15 protein-coding genes and 1 pseudogene are annotated in these 17778 nt (G+C 69.8%); 12 read left to right on the forward strand and 4 right to left on the reverse strand.

The window, feature by feature from the left end:
• Window positions 1-246: pseudogene (locus INP57_RS04190) on the reverse strand (Fe-S oxidoreductase); the annotation flags it as partial.
• 471 nt (window positions 247-717) lie between these two features.
• Between INP57_RS04190 and INP57_RS04195 the strand changes: the two are divergent.
• The 7 genes from INP57_RS04195 to INP57_RS04225 all read left to right on the forward strand — a co-directional run bounded on the left by INP57_RS04195 (window position 718) and on the right by INP57_RS04225 (window position 7448).
• Window positions 718-1041, forward strand: coding sequence for a DMT family transporter (locus INP57_RS04195; protein ID WP_200068738.1), 324 nt, complete (start codon window positions 718-720; stop codon window positions 1039-1041).
• Entirely contained in the window at window positions 1038-1637 is a 600-nt protein-coding gene (locus INP57_RS04200; RefSeq protein WP_200068739.1) for a TetR/AcrR family transcriptional regulator, read from the forward strand. Before INP57_RS04195 ends, INP57_RS04200 begins: the two co-directional genes overlap by 4 nt.
• A 114-nt stretch (window positions 1638-1751) precedes the next feature.
• Window positions 1752-2558: a DUF4097 family beta strand repeat-containing protein gene (locus INP57_RS04205; protein WP_200068740.1), complete on the forward strand. Its 807-nt coding sequence runs from the start codon at window positions 1752-1754 to the stop codon at window positions 2556-2558.
• A gap of 190 nt (window positions 2559-2748) precedes the next feature.
• Window positions 2749-4635: a molecular chaperone DnaK gene (dnaK, locus tag INP57_RS04210; protein WP_200068741.1), complete on the forward strand. Its 1887-nt coding sequence runs from the start codon at window positions 2749-2751 to the stop codon at window positions 4633-4635.
• Complete coding sequence (grpE, locus tag INP57_RS04215; RefSeq protein ID WP_295139627.1) at window positions 4632-5384, forward strand: nucleotide exchange factor GrpE; 753 nt, start codon at window positions 4632-4634, stop codon at window positions 5382-5384. Before dnaK ends, grpE begins: the two co-directional genes overlap by 4 nt.
• Before the next feature lie 376 nt (window positions 5385-5760).
• The gene (gene dnaJ, locus INP57_RS04220; protein WP_200068742.1) at window positions 5761-6954 is read left to right on the forward strand and encodes a molecular chaperone DnaJ; all 1194 of its coding nucleotides are present in this window, start codon (window positions 5761-5763) and stop codon (window positions 6952-6954) included.
• 2 nt (window positions 6955-6956) lie between these two features.
• Window positions 6957-7448: a heat shock protein transcriptional repressor HspR gene (locus INP57_RS04225; RefSeq protein ID WP_295139631.1), complete on the forward strand. Its 492-nt coding sequence runs from the start codon at window positions 6957-6959 to the stop codon at window positions 7446-7448.
• 5 nt (window positions 7449-7453) lie between these two features.
• On the opposite strand, the gene INP57_RS04230 is transcribed toward INP57_RS04225, so the two are convergent.
• On the reverse strand, window positions 7454-8557 hold the full coding sequence (locus INP57_RS04230; protein WP_200069328.1) for an FAD-binding oxidoreductase: 1104 nt from the start codon (window positions 8555-8557) through the stop codon (window positions 7454-7456).
• Window positions 8558-9039: 482 nt separating this feature from the next.
• Between INP57_RS04230 and INP57_RS04235 the strand changes: the two genes are divergently transcribed.
• The 5 genes from INP57_RS04235 (at window position 9040) to clpB (ending at window position 16614) form a co-directional block, all read left to right on the forward strand.
• On the forward strand, window positions 9040-9522 hold the full coding sequence (locus INP57_RS04235) for a MarR family winged helix-turn-helix transcriptional regulator (RefSeq protein ID WP_295139633.1): 483 nt from the start codon (window positions 9040-9042) through the stop codon (window positions 9520-9522).
• A gap of 193 nt (window positions 9523-9715) precedes the next feature.
• Complete coding sequence (locus INP57_RS04240; protein ID WP_200068743.1) at window positions 9716-10255, forward strand: MarR family winged helix-turn-helix transcriptional regulator; 540 nt, start codon at window positions 9716-9718, stop codon at window positions 10253-10255.
• A gap of 98 nt (window positions 10256-10353) precedes the next feature.
• Window positions 10354-12870 carry an MDR family MFS transporter gene (locus INP57_RS04245; protein ID WP_233626993.1) on the forward strand — a complete coding sequence of 839 codons (2517 nt, stop codon included), beginning with the start codon at window positions 10354-10356 and terminating at the stop codon, window positions 12868-12870.
• 2 nt (window positions 12871-12872) lie between these two features.
• Complete coding sequence (locus tag INP57_RS04250; protein ID WP_200068745.1) at window positions 12873-13721, forward strand: YceI family protein; 849 nt, start codon at window positions 12873-12875, stop codon at window positions 13719-13721.
• Window positions 13722-14031: 310 nt separating this feature from the next.
• The gene (gene clpB, locus INP57_RS04255) at window positions 14032-16614 is read left to right on the forward strand and encodes an ATP-dependent chaperone ClpB (RefSeq protein ID WP_200068746.1); all 2583 of its coding nucleotides are present in this window, start codon (window positions 14032-14034) and stop codon (window positions 16612-16614) included.
• Between the two features lie 60 nt (window positions 16615-16674).
• Here the strand turns inward: clpB and INP57_RS04260 are convergent, their stop codons facing one another.
• Complete coding sequence (locus tag INP57_RS04260) at window positions 16675-16866, reverse strand: DUF397 domain-containing protein (protein WP_200068747.1); 192 nt, start codon at window positions 16864-16866, stop codon at window positions 16675-16677.
• Window positions 16863-17714 (reverse strand): helix-turn-helix domain-containing protein, encoded by an 852-nt coding sequence (locus tag INP57_RS04265; protein WP_200068748.1) that lies wholly within the window; start codon window positions 17712-17714, stop codon window positions 16863-16865. The genes INP57_RS04260 and INP57_RS04265 overlap by 4 nt, the downstream gene beginning before the upstream one ends.
• Between the last annotated feature and the right edge of the window lie 64 nt (window positions 17715-17778).

Here is a 17778-nt window from a genome sequence, read left to right on the forward strand (position 1 = left end):
GCCGAAACCGACCATCACGAACCAGTGGGCCACGCCGACGTGCCCCCACTTGAGCATCTTCGTGTGGCCCACGATCTCTTTGAGCATGTTCCCGAACCGGGCCCCGAACGGGCCGCGCCTGGTCGGGTCAGGTTGTCCGAGGCGGATCGACGAGATCATCCGCCGCACTGTCCGCACGACCATCACCACCGCGACGGCCGTGACGGCCAGGCAGATCAGGCCCAGGACCAGCTGCAGAGCACTCATGCTCGCGGCCTCCATGTTCGGGGTTAGTCCGTTTGGGGAGCGTACGCCTTATTACCGATCGGTAACCAGCGGGGCTCCGGTGGTGGGAGCAGGGGCTGATTCTGCGAGACCCCGACGCGAAAAACTAGTTGGTCAGCTGTACAGCAAATTGCGGTGCCCTCGCCCCGGAAGACAGGTCGGCGCTCGGGTGGCAAGAAGCGGCCATTGCTCGGGTTTCTGCGGATCGTCCCTGCTGGACGCGGTGCATCCGTGCGCGCTCGCGGTCAGCGCTGCCTGCTGCCCGCGGCGGTTCGCGCCGCTCGCCGGCCGCTGTTCGCGCAGGTGCGATTTTCGCCACTTACCTGCTGCTCGGAGCCTTGATCTTCCTGGGGCTGCGGCTGCCGGGCCCGTCCGTTGATCGTCCTGCGGCCGCGGGTTCGAGTAGGCTGCACCCCGGAAGTAGTACGACCGTTCAGCTTTCTGGGAGATCCGGTGGGTTATCTGCTGCTGGCGTTGGCGATCTGCTCGGAGGTGCTCGGCACGATCTCGCTGAAGTTCTCCGAGGGGTTCAGCAAGCCGCTGCCGTCCGCGCTGGTCGTGGTCGGCTACGGCGCCGCTTTCGCGGCTCTGGGCGCGGTGCTCAAGGCGGGCTTGCCGGTCGGCGTGGTCTACGCGATCTGGTCCGGCGCCGGGGTGGCGCTGATCGCCGTGATCGGGGTGCTGTTCCTCGGTGAACAGGTGACCGCGGTGCAGGTCGGCGGCCTCCTGCTGATCATCGGCGGGGTGCTGGCGCTGGAACTCGGCGGTGCGCATTGACCGGGTCAGCGACTTCGGACGGCCGCCGCGCCAAGGGCGAGCGCCGCAGACGCGCCATCCTCGACGCCACGGCGCGGGTGGTCGAACGCGACGGCGTAGCCGGCGTCAGCCATCGCGCCATCGCCCGCGAGGCCGGAGTGCCCGCGGCATCGATCGCCTACTACTTCACCGGCATCGACGACCTGCTGGTGGCGACGTTGCTGGAGAGCGTCGACCTGCTGATCGCGGATATCGCGAACATGCGCGAGCGCGCGCCCGCGGACGGGCGGGAGTGGGCGCGCGTCATCGCGGAGAACTTGGCGCTGATGATCGACGAGCGGCGGGCGCGCACCATCGCGGAGTACGAGCTCTACTTGCTCGCTGCCCGCCGCCCGGCGCTGCGCCCGGCGGCGCGCCGATGGATCGAGGTGGCCGCCGCGCAGATCGACGAAAGCCGCGGGGCGGACGCCGGGGCGGTCAAAGCGCTGTTCGCGGCCATCGACGGGATGCTCATGCAGGCGTTGATCGCGGAGGAGCCGCCGAAGGCCGACGACTTCGAGCCGGCGTTGTACTTCCTCCTGCGACCGCTGGACCATCTCGGCGCATCGCGTTCTTGACGCTGCGGGATCGCTGGATCGGGTGTGCCCACCGGGTCCGAGGTGGCGCCGGCCGCGCGGGTCCGGTGGAAACGGTGCGGACCGTGTTCCGGATCGACCGAGGGGGAAGCGTTCATGCTCTCGAACAAGGCGGCCGTCACCGGCGTCGCGCTGCTGCTGGTCACCGCCGGGTGCGGTGGATACGACGGGGTGGTCGTGAACAGCTCCGACTCCGCCGAGCCGAGCGAGTCGGCCGTGGTGACCACGCCGCTCGACGGCATCACCGAGGTGCGGCTCGACGCCCGCAGCGCCGGGGTCGACGTGCGCAGCGCGCCGGGTGCGCGCGCGGAGGTCCGCCAGGAGATCGAGACGCACGAGGGCGGCGACCCGAACCGGCCGCGGCACCAGGTGGACGGCACGTCCCTGCGGCTCCGGGACTGCGGGCGGGACTGTTCGATCCGGTACGTCGTGACGCTTCCCGAACCGGTACCGGTCACCGGTGAGCTGACGTCCGGGGCGTTGGACGTCGACGGGATGCGCGAGGTCGACGTGACCGGCGGTTCCGGGCGGCTGAAGGTGGCGCGGGTCGACGGTCCGGTGCGGGTGCGCACCACCACCGGGCGGATCGAGCTGGACGGTGTCCGAGGCAGCGTGGACGTTGAAAGCACCACCGGGCAGCTCACCGGCGAGGACGTTTCCGCGGGCACCGTCGCGGCGAAGCTCCGGTCCGGCCAGATCGACCTCGGCCTCACGGCACCGCGCGACGTCCGCGCCGAGACCGGGACCGGCACGATCGCGCTGCGGGTTCCGGACGGGCCGTACCGGGTGGACGCGCAGGCGGGTGTCGGCTCGCGGGACGTCCGGGTCGCCGAGGATCCCGGCTCGGACCGGCGGCTCGCGTTGCGCGTCGAGACCGGCGGCATCGAGGTCGAACCCGGCTGATCGCACGAAAGTGTCGATCTCCGCGGGAACTCTTCGTGCTGCGCACGCGTTGTTCAGGCAGAAACCTTGAGCCACCGGCGCTCAAATCCGGTTTGACGGCCGTTGGACCCGGCCGGTAGAAGTTGAGTTGGTAAGGCTCAACGGACTAACCGGTCCTGGGCGCATGAGCATGAAGCAGGAGGAAACATCCATGGGGCGAGCGGTCGGTATCGACCTGGGGACGACCAACTCCGTCGTTTCCGTCCTCGAAGGCGGTGAATCGACGGTCATCGCCAACTCCGAGGGCTCGCGGACGACGCCGTCCATCGTCGCCTTCGCGAAGAACGGCGAGATCCTCACCGGGCAGCCCGCGAAGAACCAGGCGGTGACCAACGTTGACCGCACCATCCGGTCGGTCAAGCGGCACATGGGCACCGACTGGAAGACCGAGGTCGACGAGAAGGCGTACACGCCGCAGGAGATCAGCGCGCGAGTGCTGATGAAGCTCAAGCGCGACGCCGAGGCGTACCTGGGTGAGGAAGTCACCGACGCGGTGATCACCGTTCCGGCCTACTTCGAGGACGCGCAGCGGCAGGCCACCAAGGAGGCCGGCCAGATCGCGGGGCTCGAGGTGCTGCGCATCGTGAACGAGCCAACCGCGGCCGCGCTCGCCTACGGCCTGGACAAGGGCGAGAAGGAGCAGACCATCCTGGTCTTCGACCTCGGTGGCGGCACCTTCGACGTGTCCCTGCTGGAGATCGGCGAAGGCGTGGTCGAGGTCCGCGCCACCAGCGGTGACAACCTGCTCGGCGGCGACGACTGGGACGAGCGGATCGTCGACTGGCTGGTCGAGAAGTTCAAGAGCTCGAACGGCATCGACCTGACCAAGGACAAGATGGCCCTGCAGCGGATCAAGGAAGCCGCGGAGAAGGCCAAGATCGAGCTGTCCAGCTCCTCCACCGCCAACATCAACCTGCCCTACATCACGGTCGACGCGGACAAGAACCCGCTGTTCCTGGACGAGACGCTGTCCCGCGCCGAGTTCCAGCGGATCACCTCCGACCTGCTCGAGCGCACCCGCAAGCCGTTCGAGTCCGTGGTGCGCGACGCGGGCACGAAGGTCGCCGACATCGACCACGTGGTGCTCGTCGGCGGGTCCACCCGGATGCCCGCGGTCAGCGACCTGGTCAAGGAGCTGACCGGCGGCAAGGAGCCGAACAAGGGCGTCAACCCGGACGAGGTCGTGGCCGTCGGTGCCGCGCTGCAGGCCGGCGTGCTGCGCGGCGACGTCAAGGACGTGCTGCTGCTGGACGTGACCCCGCTGTCCCTGGGCATCGAGACCAAGGGCGGGATCATGACCAAGCTCATCGAGCGCAACACCACGATCCCGACCAAGCGCTCGGAAACCTTCACCACCGCCGACGACAACCAGCCCTCGGTGCAGATCCAGGTCTTCCAGGGTGAGCGCGAGATCGCCGCGCACAACAAGAAGCTCGGCATGTTCGAGCTCACCGGGCTGCCGCCGGCGCCGCGCGGCGTGCCGCAGATCGAGGTCTCGTTCGACATCGACGCCAACGGCATCGTGCACGTCAACGCCAAGGACCACGGCACCGGCAAGGAACAGTCGATGACCATCACCGGCGGCTCGGCGCTGCCGAAGGAGGACATCGACCGGATGGTCGCCGACGCCGAGGCGCACGCCGAGGAGGACAAGAAGCGCCGCGAGGAGGCCGACGCCCGCAACCAGGCCGAGACCCTCGTCTACCAGACCGAGAAGGTGCTCACCGACAACGACGAGAAGTTGCCGGACGAGACCAAGACCAAGGTCCGGACCGCGATCGACGAGGTCAACGAGTCGCTCAAGGGCGAGGACGTCTCCGCCATCCAGTCCGCGGTGGAGAAGCTGGCGACCGAGTCCCAGGCGCTCGGCCAGGCCCTCTACGCCGACACCGGTGCGGACGCGGCCGGTGCCGCGGGTGATGCCGGTGCCGCGGGCGCCGCTGGTGCCGGTGCCACCGCAGGCGGGCAGAGCTCCGGTGCGGACGACGTGGTGGACGCCGAGATCGTCGACGACGAGGACGAAAAGAAGAAGAAGTGACCTCCGAGAGCTCAGGCAACTCCGACCGGCAGCAGGCGCCGCAGGACGGCGAGCAGGAGCCGGTGGTGGTCCGGGACCGGCGGCGGATCGATCCGCAGACCGGGCAACGACGAGCCGGCACCGAGCAGGAACAGGTGGCAGAGAGCATGTCCGGCACGCTGGACGAGGAACTGGCCAAGGTCGCCGATGAGCCAACCGAGGGCGACTCGGCGGCGGCCGGTGAGCAGGACGGCGCCGCCGAGGATGCCGCGGCCGAGGGATCCGAGGAAGCCGGCCTGCGCAAGCAGGTCGACGAACTCACCCAGGACGTCAAGCGGGTCACGGCGGAGTACGCCAACTACCGCAAGCGGATCGAGCGCGACCGGGAATCGGTGATCAACTCCGCGAAGGCGTCGGTGGCCGAAGACCTGCTCACCGTGCTCGACGACGTGGAGCGGGCCGAGGCGCACGGCGACCTCACCGGCGCGTTCAAGTCGGTGGCCGACAAGCTCGTCGGTTCGCTGACGAACGCGGGCCTGGAGGCGTTCGGCCAGGAAGGCGACGAGTTCGACCCCTCGGTGCACGAGGCGGTCCAGCACGACACTTCCGCCGAGGTCTCCGGGCCGACCGTGACGACCGTGCTCCGGCGCGGGTATCGGTTCGGCGAACGGGTGCTGCGGCCCGCGATGGTCGCGGTCACCGACCACGAGCCGGAGGCCGCGGCACCGCCGGACGACGGCGCCGCCGCGGGCGAGGACACGGCGCAGTGAGATCGCGACCTCGACCGGTCGTCCCCGCCCGGGAACAGCCGGGCGGGGACTCCGGCGAGCCCGCGCGGCTCTGCGTGCGCGCTGCGCTGCGCCCTGCCGCTGCGCTGCGCCCTGCGTCGAGCGCTACGTCGCGCAGGGCGGCGCAGGCCGCAGCGGTACGCGCGGAACCGGACGGGGTCGCAGTGCGCATCCCCGCGATGAACGGTCTTGCACGGAATTGCCGGGGACGGGCCGGTGCGCAGCCGGTCCGTCCGGCTCCGGCCGCTGGTCGGCCCGGCACCGCCCGGTCGGCCGCCGGAACTCCGCCCCGCCCGGTGCGGGGCGGCTCGGCGCAGCGAGACCGGAGCCGGATGGGACACGAGAGGAGGGTCGCCCGGTGAGTGCCAGGGAATGGCTCGACAAGGATTTCTACGGCGAACTGGGCGTCTCGTCCGATGCGTCGGCAGACGAGATCAAGAAGGCGTACCGGAAGCTGGCGCGGGAGAACCACCCCGACGCCAATCCGGGCGACACCAAGGCCGAGACCAAGTTCAAGGCGGTCTCCGAGGCGTACGGCGTGCTGTCCGACCCGGAGAAGCGCAAGCAGTACGACGAGGCCCGCAGGTTGTTCGGCAGCGGCCTCGGCGGCGGGCACGGCGGTTTCGGCGGCTTCGGCACCGGTGCGGGCACCGGCACCACCGGCGGTTTCGACATCGGTGACCTGTTCGGCGGCGGCCGTCCCGGCGGTGGTGCGGGCGGCGGACTCGGTGACCTGTTCGGCGGGCTGTTCGGCAACAGCCGGCGCGGCGGCGGTGCGGGCACCGCGAACCGTCCGCAGCGCGGTTCCGACGTGGAGACCGAGGTGCGCATCGACTTCGCCGAAGCGGTGCGCGGGGCGACGGTGCCGCTGCGGCTGTCCAGCCCGGCCACCTGCCTGACCTGCCACGGTTCCGGCGCTAGGCCGGGGACCCGCGCGCACACCTGCAGCACCTGCTCGGGTGCCGGGCTGGTGACCCGCAACCAGGGCGCGTTCGCGTTCAGCGAGCCCTGCCCGGACTGCCGCGGTCGCGGTCAGATCATCGACCACCCGTGCCCGGACTGCCGCGGCGAAGGCGTGGCCAACCGCAACCGGACGCTGACCGTGCGGATCCCGCAGGGCGTCAACGACGGCCAGCGCATCCGGCTGGCCGGTCAGGGCGAACCGGGCCGCAACGGCGCCGCGGCCGGCGACCTGTTCGTGGTGGTGCACGTGGAGCCGCACAAGTTGTTCGGACGATCCGGTGACGATCTGACGATCACCGCTCCGGTGACCTTCCCCGAGCTGGCGCTCGGCACTACGTTGACCGTGCCGACCCTGGACGGGAAGGTCTCGCTGAAGGTGCAGCCCGGTACCGCCAGCGGGCGGACGCTGCGGGTGCGCGGCAAAGGTGTGGGCAGGAAGTCCGGCGGCAGCGGTGATCTGCTGGTCACCGTGCAGGTCGTCGTTCCGTCCAAACTGGACGATGATGCGACCGAGGCGCTGCAGTCGTACGCGGCGGCCACCGGCGACCACGAGCCGCGTGCGGAGTGGGACGAGCAGCTCGGGAGGTAGGCATGGGTGACGGTCGGCGCGGCGCGAAGTTCAACATGACGGTCGGCTTCCCGCCCGGAGCCACCGAGGACAGCCCGATCTTCGTGATCTCCGTGGCCGCCGAACTGTCCGGCCTGCATGCCCAGACGCTGCGCAGCTACGACCGGCTCGGCCTGGTATCGCCGGGGCGCACCCCGGCGGGCGGGCGCCGCTACTCGGCTCGCGACATCGCGCTGCTGCGCGAGGTGCAGCGGCTGTCCCAGGAGGAAGGCGTCAACCTCGCCGGGATCAAGCGCATCATCGAGCTCGAGAACGAGGTCGACGCGCTGCGGGACAAGGTGCAGGGCTTGATGGACGAGCTGACGGCGGCTTACGCGGCCGCGGAGCAGACCGCGGCGCAGGTGCACGCCTCCTACCGCCGCGATCTCGTCCCGGTCCGGCAGGAGACCGCGCTGGTGGTGTGGCAACCCCAGGGCGAGCAGAGCCTGCGCGGTCAGCGGCGCAACCGCCGCTGACCGGCTCAGTCCAGGGTGAACGGGTCGTAGTGGATCCGGTCCAGCGGCGTTCCCGCGACCAGCAGCTTCGACACCGTCGCCCGGATCATGGCCGGTGAGCCGCTGACGAACACCTCGCGGTCCTCCCACGAACCGTGCCCGGCCACCACGTCGGCCAGCGTGCCGTGTTCGGCGCCCGTCGCCGACGGGTCGTCCTCCAGCACCGGCGTGACCGAGAACCACGGGTTCGTCATCGCCACCCGCTGCAGGTTCTCCAGGTCGTAGAGGTCGTCCCGGGTGCGGCCGCCGTAGAACAGCCGCACGTCCGGGTTCTGCCCGTACTGCGCCAGTTCCTCGATGACCGACCGCATCGGTGCCAGCCCGGTGCCGCCCGCGATCATCAGCACGTCCGGTCCTTCTTCGCGGTCGACCTGCAGCTGCCCCATCGGCGCGCCGATCCGCCACTCGTCGCCGAGCTGCGCGTGCCCCACCAGCGCCCGGCTCACCCAGCCCCCGTCCACGGCGCGGACGTGGAACTCCAGCACGCCGTCCTCGGCCGGAGCGTTGGCGGGCGTGAGGTAGCGCCACAGGCGCGGCCGCTGCGGCACCTCGACGCTGACGTACTGGCCAGGCTGGTACGGCACCGGGTGGTCGGTGCGCACTCGGATGATCGCCACGTCCCAGCCCAGCCGCTGGTGGTCGACGACCTCCCCCTCGTACCAGGCGGGGCCCTCGTCCTCGGCGGCCGCTTCGATCATCGCCGAGGCCATCACGGTGTAGCCCTCGGCCCAGGCGCGTTCCACCGTCTCGGTCCAGCTGTCCCCGGCGAACTTCTTGATCGCCGCCAGCAGTGCGGTGCCCACCGCCTCGTAATGCGCGGACACGACGCCGAACTTGCGGTGGTCGCGGCCGAGCTGGTGCAGGAACGGCCGCAGGTCGTCCGGCCTGTCGATCATCTGGATGATGTGCACCAGCGCCCGCATCAACCGGCTGCGCTGCACCTGCATGTTGACCGAGAACAGCTCGCGGGTGTTCGGGGCCAGGCTGAACAGCATCCCGTAGAAGAACTGCGCGACCTCGTCCGAACGCGGTTCCACGACGGCCCAGGTCTCCCGGATCAGGTGGACCATCTGGCCCGCGCGGGAGTCCGTCGGCCGGTTCGGGCGCGGTCCCGGGCTCAGTACGGCGTTCGCTGTCATTGGGTCGCGGTCTCCACGTTGGCCGAAGGCATCCGGACATTATCCGCACCGGTGCTGATTTGGCGTCCCCGGCTCGGCACCTTAACGCGTGGCCGTGCGCACTTATCCAGCGCGGTTTGCACTCGACATGTCGATCGTGCCGGCGACGAACGGGGTGATCCTGCATCTGCCGGTGTGGGGCTGGTGCGCCTCGTGGCACTGTGCGCATGTCCCCTTTCCGACCGTGCTGATTCTGCTGCGGCACCGACGGATGCCGACTTCGCCGCGAAGTGCGAGCGCCGAGCGGGCCCGTTCCGCTCAGCCCGGCACAGCCCGTGTCGGGACACCCCCGGGCGAGGTGCAACACAGCACGAGCGGGACACTGACGGTGCTTGGGAACTGCGGACAGTGCAGGACGGCGGGCGGAGACAGCCGTGATCGATCGGATCGAAGCACCGGTGGAGAACCTCGGTGGGACCGGCGACGGCGAGCGTCGCGGCGCGGCCGAAGCGGTGGAGCGCGAGCTGGTGATGATGTTCCGGCGCGCGCGGAACTTCTCCATGACGGTGGCGGCGCAGGTGCACCCGGACCTGGACCCGGCCTCCTACAGCCTGCTGCTGATGGTCGACGACGCCGGATCGTTGCGCGGGATGGACGTCGCGGACCGCACCGGGCTGGACAAGTCCACGGTCAGCAGGCAGATCGCGACGCTGGTGGAGCTGGATCTGCTGGAGCGGGTGCCGGATCCGGACGACGGCCGGGCGCGGCGCATCCAGTTGTCCGCCTCCGGCCGGTCGCGGCTGGCGAACGTCCGCGAGCAGCGGCGCAAGCACCTGCACGGCGAGTTCGCGCACTGGTCCACCGCCGACCTCAAGGACCTGTCCCGGCTGCTTTCCCAGCTCAACACCATGTTCTGAGGCTTCCTGCGGCGCGCCCGGACGTTCGCGGGCGGCGCCTGTTCCCGAACGGCCGAACCCGGCCGGTTCGGTGATCGGCACGACCGTACAAGTTGCTCCTGTTGGCCGTAGTGGCGACCGCCACTGGCAAATAACTTGCCTAAAGCAACTAACGGCCCATATAGTTGCGTGCAGCAACTAAAGGACTGGGTTTATGGGACCAACACCTGAATCGTGCGGAGCACTGCTGCGGCCGCTGCGCGCCCTGATCGGCCTCAAGCAGATCGCGGTGCAAACGCTCAACCAGCACGTCCACACCGACCTGCCCTACGCCGCCACCGGTCTGCTCGGAGAGCTCGTGCACTGCGGGGAATCCCGGGCCTCCGAACTCGCCGCGCACCGCGTCGTCGACGCGTCCGTGGTCAGCAGACAGGTGTCCCAGCTCGAGCAGGCCGGCCTGATCACCCGCCGCGCCGACCCGCAGGACCGCCGCGTCGCGCTGCTGCGGGCGACTCCCGAGGGCGAGCAGGCGCTGGCACGCATCGAACGCGGCCGCGCCGAGTGGCTCAGCACCGCCCTGCAGGACTGGGACGAGCAGCAGGTCCGCGAGCTGGCCGGACTGCTCGACAGCTGCGTCGCCGACATCCGGGCCGCGGCGCTGCCGCCGGCACCGCAGGCGACCCCGGCACCGCAGCCGACCGAGCACCAGACCGGCACCCACCCCGGCCCGCCCGCGCAGAAAGGAACCAGATGACCCGCTCGACGATCGGCGAAGCCGCGCCGACGAGCTCACCAGCACCGCCAAGCGGTCGGCACCAGCGGGCCGAGGACACGCTGACCAGCGACTCGCCGATGACCCATCGGCAGATCCTGGAGGCGATGTCCGGGCTCATGCTCGCGCTGCTGGTCGCGATCCTGAGCTCGACGATCGTGTCCAACGCCCTGCCGCGCATCCTGGCCGACCTGGGCGGCAGCCAGAGCCAGTACACCTGGGTGGTCACCGCGATGCTGCTGACCTCCACGGCCTCCACCCCGATCTGGGGCAAGCTCTCCGACCTGTTCAGCAAGAAGCTGCTGTACCAGATCGCGATCACCATCTTCACCCTCGGATCGGTGCTGGGCGGGTTCGCGCAGTCGATGCCGATGCTGATCGGGTTCCGCGCGGTGCAGGGCATCGGCATGGGCGGTCTGCAGGCGCTGATCCAGGTCGTGATCGCGGCGATGGTCTCGCCGCGCGAACGCGGCCGCTACAGCGGCTACATCGGCGCCACGTTCGCCGTCGCCACCGTCAGCGGGCCGCTGGCCGGCGGCTTGATCGTGGACTCGCCGCTCGGCTGGCGCTGGTGCTTCTGGGTGACGGTGCCGATCGCGGTGATCGCGTTCATCGTGCTCGGCCGCACGCTGAAGCTGCCGGTGATCAAGCGCGACGTGCACATCGACTGGTTCGGCGCGTTGTTCCTGGTCGGTGGTGTGAGCCTGCTGCTGATCTGGGTTTCGCTGGCGGGCAAGCAGTTCCCGTGGGCATCGCCGGAGACCGCGGGCTTCGTCGGTGGCGGCGTGCTGGCGCTGATCATCGCGTTGATCATCGAATCGAAGGTGCGCGAGCCGATCGTGCCGCTGGGCATGTTCCGCAACCGGGCGATCACGCTGGCGACCATCGGCACCGTCGCGGTCGGCACCGCCATGTTCGGCGGTTCGGTGTTCCTCGGCCAGTACTTCCAGATCGCGCGCAGCTACACGCCCACCTACGCCGGGTTGATGACGCTGCCGATGGTGCTGGGGCTGTTCGTTTCCTCCACCGTCTCCGGGCAGATCATCTCGCGGGGCAGCGGCAAGGTGAAGCCGTTCCTGGTCTTCGGCTCGCTGATGCTGATCGCGGGCACGGGGCTGCTGTCGACCATGGACCACACCACCAACCTGGTCCTGGTCGGCGTGTACCTGGCGATGATGGGCATCGGTGTCGGCTCGCTGATGCAGAACCTGGTGCTGACGGTGCAGAACGTCACCGCCAGCGCGGACATGGGTTCGGTGACCTCGGTGGTCACGTTCTTCCGCACGCTGGGCGGCTCGGCCGGGGTGTCGGTGCTCGGCGCGGTGCTGGCCACGCGGGTCAGCGAATACGTCAACGAGGGCCTGGCCGCGATGGGCGTCCCGGTGGGGGCCGGTGGTGCCTCCGCGGGCGGCGGTTCGCTGGACGTCGGTGCGCTGCCCGGCCCGATGCAGGAGATCGTGCGTTCGGCCTACGGAGATGCGATCGGGGACATCTTCTTCGTCTCCGCCTGCATCTCGGTGGTGACGCTGCTGGCCGTGCTTTTCATCAAGGAGGTTCCACTGCGCAGGACGATCGGAACGCAGGACGACGTGCGCGGCGAAGCTGTGGACAGCCCTCTCGAGGTTGTGGACAACTCCGTGGGGACGGAGACCGCGCCGATCACTCGCCAGAGTGATTCCGCGCAGCTTGCGGGCGTGCGGGCAGCGGTCCCGAGGCCCGCTGACGAGCCTGTGGACAACTCTGTGGGCAACTATTCCCACGCCTGGTCAACCGGACCTCGATCCGGTGGCGTCGAGGCGAACGGCAGCTATCTCTCCGGTGATCTCGCGAGTGCCGGAGCGGGTACCGGCGGGCTGTTCGTGCACGGCACCGCGCAGGATTCGACTGGCGCCGCGGTCACCGGTGTGGTGCTGACCCTCGCCGACGCGCAGGGCAGGCAGGTCGAACGGACCCGCACCACCGCGGACGGCGACTACCGGCTCACCGTCGCCACCGGCGGCACCTACGTGCTGATCGCCTCGGCGGGCAACTACCAGCCCACCGCGTCGATGGTCGTGGTCGGCGACCGGCCGGTGCGGCACGACGTGCGGATGTTCGGCTCCGGCACGGTCGACGGCGTGGTGCGGTCCGGGGATCTGGTGGTCGCGGGAGCGACGGTGGTGCTCACCGACGTGCGCGGTGAGGTCGTGGACTCCCTGCGGGCCGGGGACGACGGAGCCTTCCGGTTCGGTGACCTCGTCGGCGGTTCCTACGCGCTGACCGCCACCGCCGACGGCTTCCGCCCGATGGCCACCCCGGTCACCGTCGCCGACGGCCAGCGCACGTCGATCGACGTGGCACTGCCATCGGCGGCCGCGCTCACCGGCGTGGTGCGCTCGGCGAACCTCGGGCTGCCGGTGCCGGACGCGCGGGTGACGTTGCTCGACGCGTCGGGCGAGGTGGTGCTGGCGACGACCACCGACGGCGACGGCAACTACACCTTCACCGACCTCGCGGACGGGGACTACACCGTGATCGCCACCGGGTACCCGCCGGTCGCGACCCCGCTGCGGCTGGACGGGCAACGCGCCACGCACGACGTGGAGTTGGGGTACTGAGGATGACGGCGGTACACGAAGGGAGCGGGAACGCGGTGGACGGCAAGTCCGGGGCCGTGACGGCGACGGTGCGCACCGGGGACGGCTGGCCCGTCCCGGAGGCGGCGCTGACCGTCATCGACGGCGGCGGCGCGCAGATCGCCAGGGTGCAGGGCGACGCCAATGGCGCGGCGACGGCGAGCGGACTGGCCGCAGGCACCTACACCGCGATCGTCACCGCGCTCGGCTACGAGCCGGTCGCCCGCACCACGATGGTCCGCGACGGCGCACCGGCTTCCCTCGGCGTGGTGGAGCTGCGCCGGGCCGGGGCCGCCGAGCTGCCCGCGGAGGGGTTGTGGCGGATCGACCCGGTGCACTCGTCGGTGCGGGTCAGCGCCCGGCACCTGGGCATCACCAGCATCCACGGCCGGTTCACCGACTTCTCCGGTGACGTGTGGATCGCCGATCCGGTGGAGCGGTCCTCGGTCGCCGTGCGCATCGACGCGGCCAGCGTGGACACCGCCAACGCGCAGCGCGATGAGCACCTGCGCAACGAGGACTTCCTGCACGTGGAGAAGTACCCGGAGATCAGCTTCGCCTCCACCGGGTTGCGGCCGGCAGGCGGGGAGCGCTGGGAACTCGTCGGTGATCTGACGCTGTGCGGAGTGACCAGGCAGGTCAAGCTGGACACCCACTACTCCGGTGTCGGGCCGGACCCGTGGGGCGGGATGCGGGCGTCGGCCTCGGCGACCACCGAGCTGCACCGCGAGGACTTCGCGATCACGTTCAACCAGGCGGTGCGCACCGGGATCGCCGCCATCGGCACCACGTTGCGGGTGGACATCGACATCCAGGCGGTCCAGCAGGACTGACGCCGCGCTCGCACCGCTGAGGGCCGTTCGCCGAACACGGGCGAGCGGCCCTTTTGCGTGCGTGATCAGGGGCGGAAGCTCGGGTGGTGGAGGCGGCGACGGTAACTCGCCGTGTCGGAAAAATACGGTGCGCCACGATGATGTTCGTGTAATATTGAGCGCAACGGACTCAACTTTCCTGTTGGTGCCGCTCGCGGCGGTTCCTGTTCCGACTTCGGATCGGGCGCCATCGAGCGGCGCGGCAGGTGTGCACGGCGGCATTTCGACGCGAGCATGGTGACCCGCGAGCGATGCCCGGCGAGGTGGAGGAATGGACGCTTTCAACCCGACCACGAAGACCCAGCAGGCGATCTCCTCGGCAGCGCAGGCCGCGACGGTCGCAGGCAATCCCGATGTCGTCCCGGCCCGGCTGCTCGGGGCCCTGCTGGCGCAGGGAGACGGGCTCACCGCGCCGCTGCTGTCGGCCGTGGACGCCGACCCGGCCGCGGTGCGCAGCGAAGTGGAGGGGTTGATCGGCGGCCTGCCCACCGCTTCGGGCTCGACCGTTTCGGCGCCGCAGCTGTCCCGGGACGCGGTGAAGACGCTGACCCACGCGCAGCACCTCGCGACCGAGATGGGCGACGACTACGTCTCCACCGAGCACCTGCTGGTCGGCCTGGCCGCCGAGGGCGGACAGGTGGCCGACCTGCTGCGCAGGCACGGCGCCACGCCGGACGCGCTGCGCGAGGCGTTTTCCGATGTGCGCGGTTCCGCCCGCGTGTCCAGCCCGGATCCGGAGGGCACGTACCAGGCGTTGGAGAAGTACGGCCAGGACCTCACCGACCGCGCCCGCAAGGGCGACCTGGACCCGGTGATCGGCCGCGACTCGGAGATCCGCCGGGTGGTGCAGGTGCTGTCCCGGCGCACGAAGAACAACCCGGTGCTCATCGGCGAACCGGGCGTCGGCAAGACCGCCATCGTGGAGGGCCTGGCGCAGCGGATCGTGGCCGGTGACGTGCCGGAGTCGCTGCGCGGCAAGCGGGTCGTCGCGCTCGACCTCGGTTCGATGGTCGCGGGCGCGAAGTACCGCGGGGAGTTCGAGGAGCGGCTCAAGGCGGTGCTCAAGGAGATCACCGACTCCGCCGGCCAGGTCATCACGTTCATCGACGAGCTGCACACCATCGTCGGCGCCGGTGCCACCGGCGAGGGCGCGATGGACGCGGGCAACATGATCAAGCCGATGCTCGCGCGCGGTGAGCTGCGCATGGTCGGCGCGACCACGCTGGACGAGTACCGCGAGCACATCGAGACCGACGCCGCGCTGGAGCGGCGGTTCCAGCAGGTGATGGTCGGTGAGCCGAGCTCGCAGGACACCGTGGCGATCCTGCGCGGGCTCAAGGAGCGCTACGAGGTGCACCACGGCGTGCGGATCACCGATGGCGCGCTGGTGGCGGCCGCGACGCTGTCCGACCGCTACATCCCCGCGCGCTTCCTGCCGGACAAGGCGATCGACCTGGTGGACGAGGCCGCGTCCCGGCTGCGGATGGAGATCGATTCGCGGCCGGTGGAGATCGACGAGGTGGAGCGCGCGGTGCGCCGCCTGGAGATCGAGGAGATGGCGCTGGCCAAGGAATCCGACCCGGCTTCGGCGGATCGGCTGGCGACGCTGCGCGGCGAGCTCGCCGACCGGCGCGAGCAGCTCTCCGAGCTCACCGTGCGCTGGCAGGGCGAGAAGGAGTCCATCGACAAGGTCCGCGACCTCAAGACCCAGCTCGAACAGCTCCGCGGCGAGTCCGAGCGCGCCGAGCGCGATGGTGACCTGGGCAAGGCCGCCGAGCTGCGCTACGGCCGGATTCCGGCGCTGGAGAAGGAACTGGCGGAGGCGACCGAGGAGCAGACCGAGCAGAAGGCGATGTTGCAGGAGGAGGTCACTCCGGACGACGTGGCCGGCGTGGTCAGCTCCTGGACCGGCATCCCCGCCGGGCGTCTGATGGAGGGCGAGACGGCGAAGCTGCTGCGCATGGAAGACGAGCTGGGAGCCCGCGTGGTCGGCCAGGCCGAGGCGGTGCGCGCGGTGTCCGATGCGGTGCGGCGCACTCGCGCCGGGGTCGCCGATCCGGACCGGCCGACCGGTTCGTTCCTGTTCCTCGGGCCCACCGGCGTCGGCAAGACCGAGCTGGCGAAGGCGCTGGCCGGGTTCCTGTTCGACGACGAGCGGGCGATGATCCGGGTGGACATGAGCGAGTACTCCGAGAAGCACTCGGTGGCTCGCCTGGTCGGTGCGCCGCCCGGCTACGTCGGTTACGACCAGGGCGGTCAGCTGACCGAGTCGGTGCGCCGCAGGCCGTACTCGGTGGTGCTGCTGGACGAGGTGGAGAAGGCGCACCCGGACGTGTTCGACGTGCTGCTGCAGGCGCTCGACGACGGGCGGCTCACCGACGGGCAGGGCCGGACGGTGGATTTCCGGAACACGATCCTGGTGCTGACCTCGAACCTCGGATCGCAGGCGATCGCGGATCCGAACCTCACCGAGCAGCAGCGGGACGAGGCGGTCATGACGGTGGTGCGCTCGCAGTTCAAGCCGGAGTTCCTGAACCGGCTGGACGACGTGGTGGTGTTCCACTCGCTGTCCACCGAGGAGCTGACGTCCATCGTGGACATCCAGGTGGACCGGCTGGCGCAGCGGCTGGGCCAGCGGCGGCTCACCTTGGACGTGCGCCCGGCGGCGCGCGATTGGCTGGCGATCAACGGTTTCGACCCGATCTTCGGCGCGCGGCCGCTGCGGCGGCTGGTGCAGTCGGCGATCGGTGATCAGCTGGCCAAGCAGCTGCTGGCGGGTGAGGTCCGGGACGGCGACAAGGTGATCGTGGACGTCACCGACGACAACTCCGCGCTGACGGTCCAGGCGGCCTGATCGCCGCCAGTGCGGTGTGGGGACCGAATCGAGGTGAACGGTCCCCGCACCGCACGCGTGTCAGCGGTCGTAGCGGCCGGACTTGATCGCTGCGAGGAACGCGGACCACTGAGTGCTGTCCGCGGTGAGGTAACCGGCCGCGCGATTCTTGGTGTCGCGCACCGCGGCGCCTAATGGGAGCCTGCCTACCTCGACGCAGCTAGAGACTTGCTGGGAACGACTGGACTTGCGCCAGTTCGTCGGTTCCGTCATGGATCTGCACCTTCCAGCTCGCGAGCGGTGGTGGCGATGAGTTTTGCCGACTGGTCTCGGTCCATCGCTACCTGTTGCAGCGTAGCCAACGCGGATCGATAGGGGCTGACTTCGTCGTCGCCATAGAGAAAGACGCCGGATGCGTAGTGCTCCAAATGCACCATCGGCGTGGTCTTGGCGAAGTCGAAGAAGATGAAAGCGCCAGCGTGCGCCGGGTGCCAGCGTTCGGAAACCGCGGGGATCACATTGATGGTGACGTTCTCGAGCTCTGCCATCGATTCTAGGTGGCGGAGCTGTTCGAGCATGGTCGCCGCTCCGGCGAACCTGTCTCGGAGCACGTTTTCGGAGATGAAGGCGTCGAAGTTGATCGGATTCTTTCGGTGCAGAACTTCACGGCGGCCGACTCGCATGGCCACGTACGGCTCGATCTCATCGGTAGCCATGTCGGCCATGACGGATCGCGCGTAGTCAGCTGTTTGCAATAGGCCTGGAATGACGCCGATCGCGACGTCCGTGATTTTGGTCGCCGTGCGTTCGAACTCGATCAGCCTGGTCAGTTCCTTCCGGATTCCTTGACCGGTGTCGAGCCAGTTGGGCTGGTCCGCGCCGCGGGACAGGTCGACAAGCCGGCTGTACCTGTCGCCCGTCACGCCGAGGACGGTCAGCAGCTGTGCCACGTCCTCGGGCTTCGGTGAGCGCGAGCCGGTTTCGTAGCGGGAGACCGAGACGTAGCTGACGCCGATCCGGTCGGCGAGCTGCTGCTGGGTCAGGCCGGTTTCGAACCGGCACTCGCGCAGTTCAGCACCGAGCGCCCGAGCTTTCGGGGTGTTCTCCGATTTTCCGGTCATGAAAATTAGGCTACGGTCCCGCGCCGAAAAGATCACCCCTCGATCGGGGTATTGATCCGGCAGT

Source organism: Saccharopolyspora galaxeae (genome assembly GCF_016526145.1).
Classification (GTDB): domain Bacteria; phylum Actinomycetota; class Actinomycetes; order Mycobacteriales; family Pseudonocardiaceae; genus Saccharopolyspora_C; species Saccharopolyspora_C galaxeae.

Coding starts and splice junctions, on each gene's coding strand:
- INP57_RS04205 (WP_200068740.1), top strand. CDS start 1,752: ATGCTCTCGAACAAGGCGGCCGTCACCGGCGTCGCGCTGCTGCTGGTC.
- INP57_RS04250 (WP_200068745.1), top strand. CDS start 12,873: ATGACGGCGGTACACGAAGGGAGCGGGAACGCGGTGGACGGCAAGTCC.
- INP57_RS04230 (WP_200069328.1), bottom strand. CDS start 8,557: ATGGTCCACCTGATCCGGGAGACCTGGGCCGTCGTGGAACCGCGTTCG.
- INP57_RS04245 (WP_233626993.1), top strand. CDS start 10,354: ATGACCCATCGGCAGATCCTGGAGGCGATGTCCGGGCTCATGCTCGCG.
- dnaK (WP_200068741.1), top strand. CDS start 2,749: ATGGGGCGAGCGGTCGGTATCGACCTGGGGACGACCAACTCCGTCGTT.
- INP57_RS04260 (WP_200068747.1), bottom strand. CDS start 16,866: ATGACGGAACCGACGAACTGGCGCAAGTCCAGTCGTTCCCAGCAAGTC.
- INP57_RS04240 (WP_200068743.1), top strand. CDS start 9,716: ATGGGACCAACACCTGAATCGTGCGGAGCACTGCTGCGGCCGCTGCGC.
- INP57_RS04265 (WP_200068748.1), bottom strand. CDS start 17,714: ATGACCGGAAAATCGGAGAACACCCCGAAAGCTCGGGCGCTCGGTGCT.
- INP57_RS04225 (WP_295139631.1), top strand. CDS start 6,957: ATGGGTGACGGTCGGCGCGGCGCGAAGTTCAACATGACGGTCGGCTTC.
- clpB (WP_200068746.1), top strand. CDS start 14,032: ATGGACGCTTTCAACCCGACCACGAAGACCCAGCAGGCGATCTCCTCG.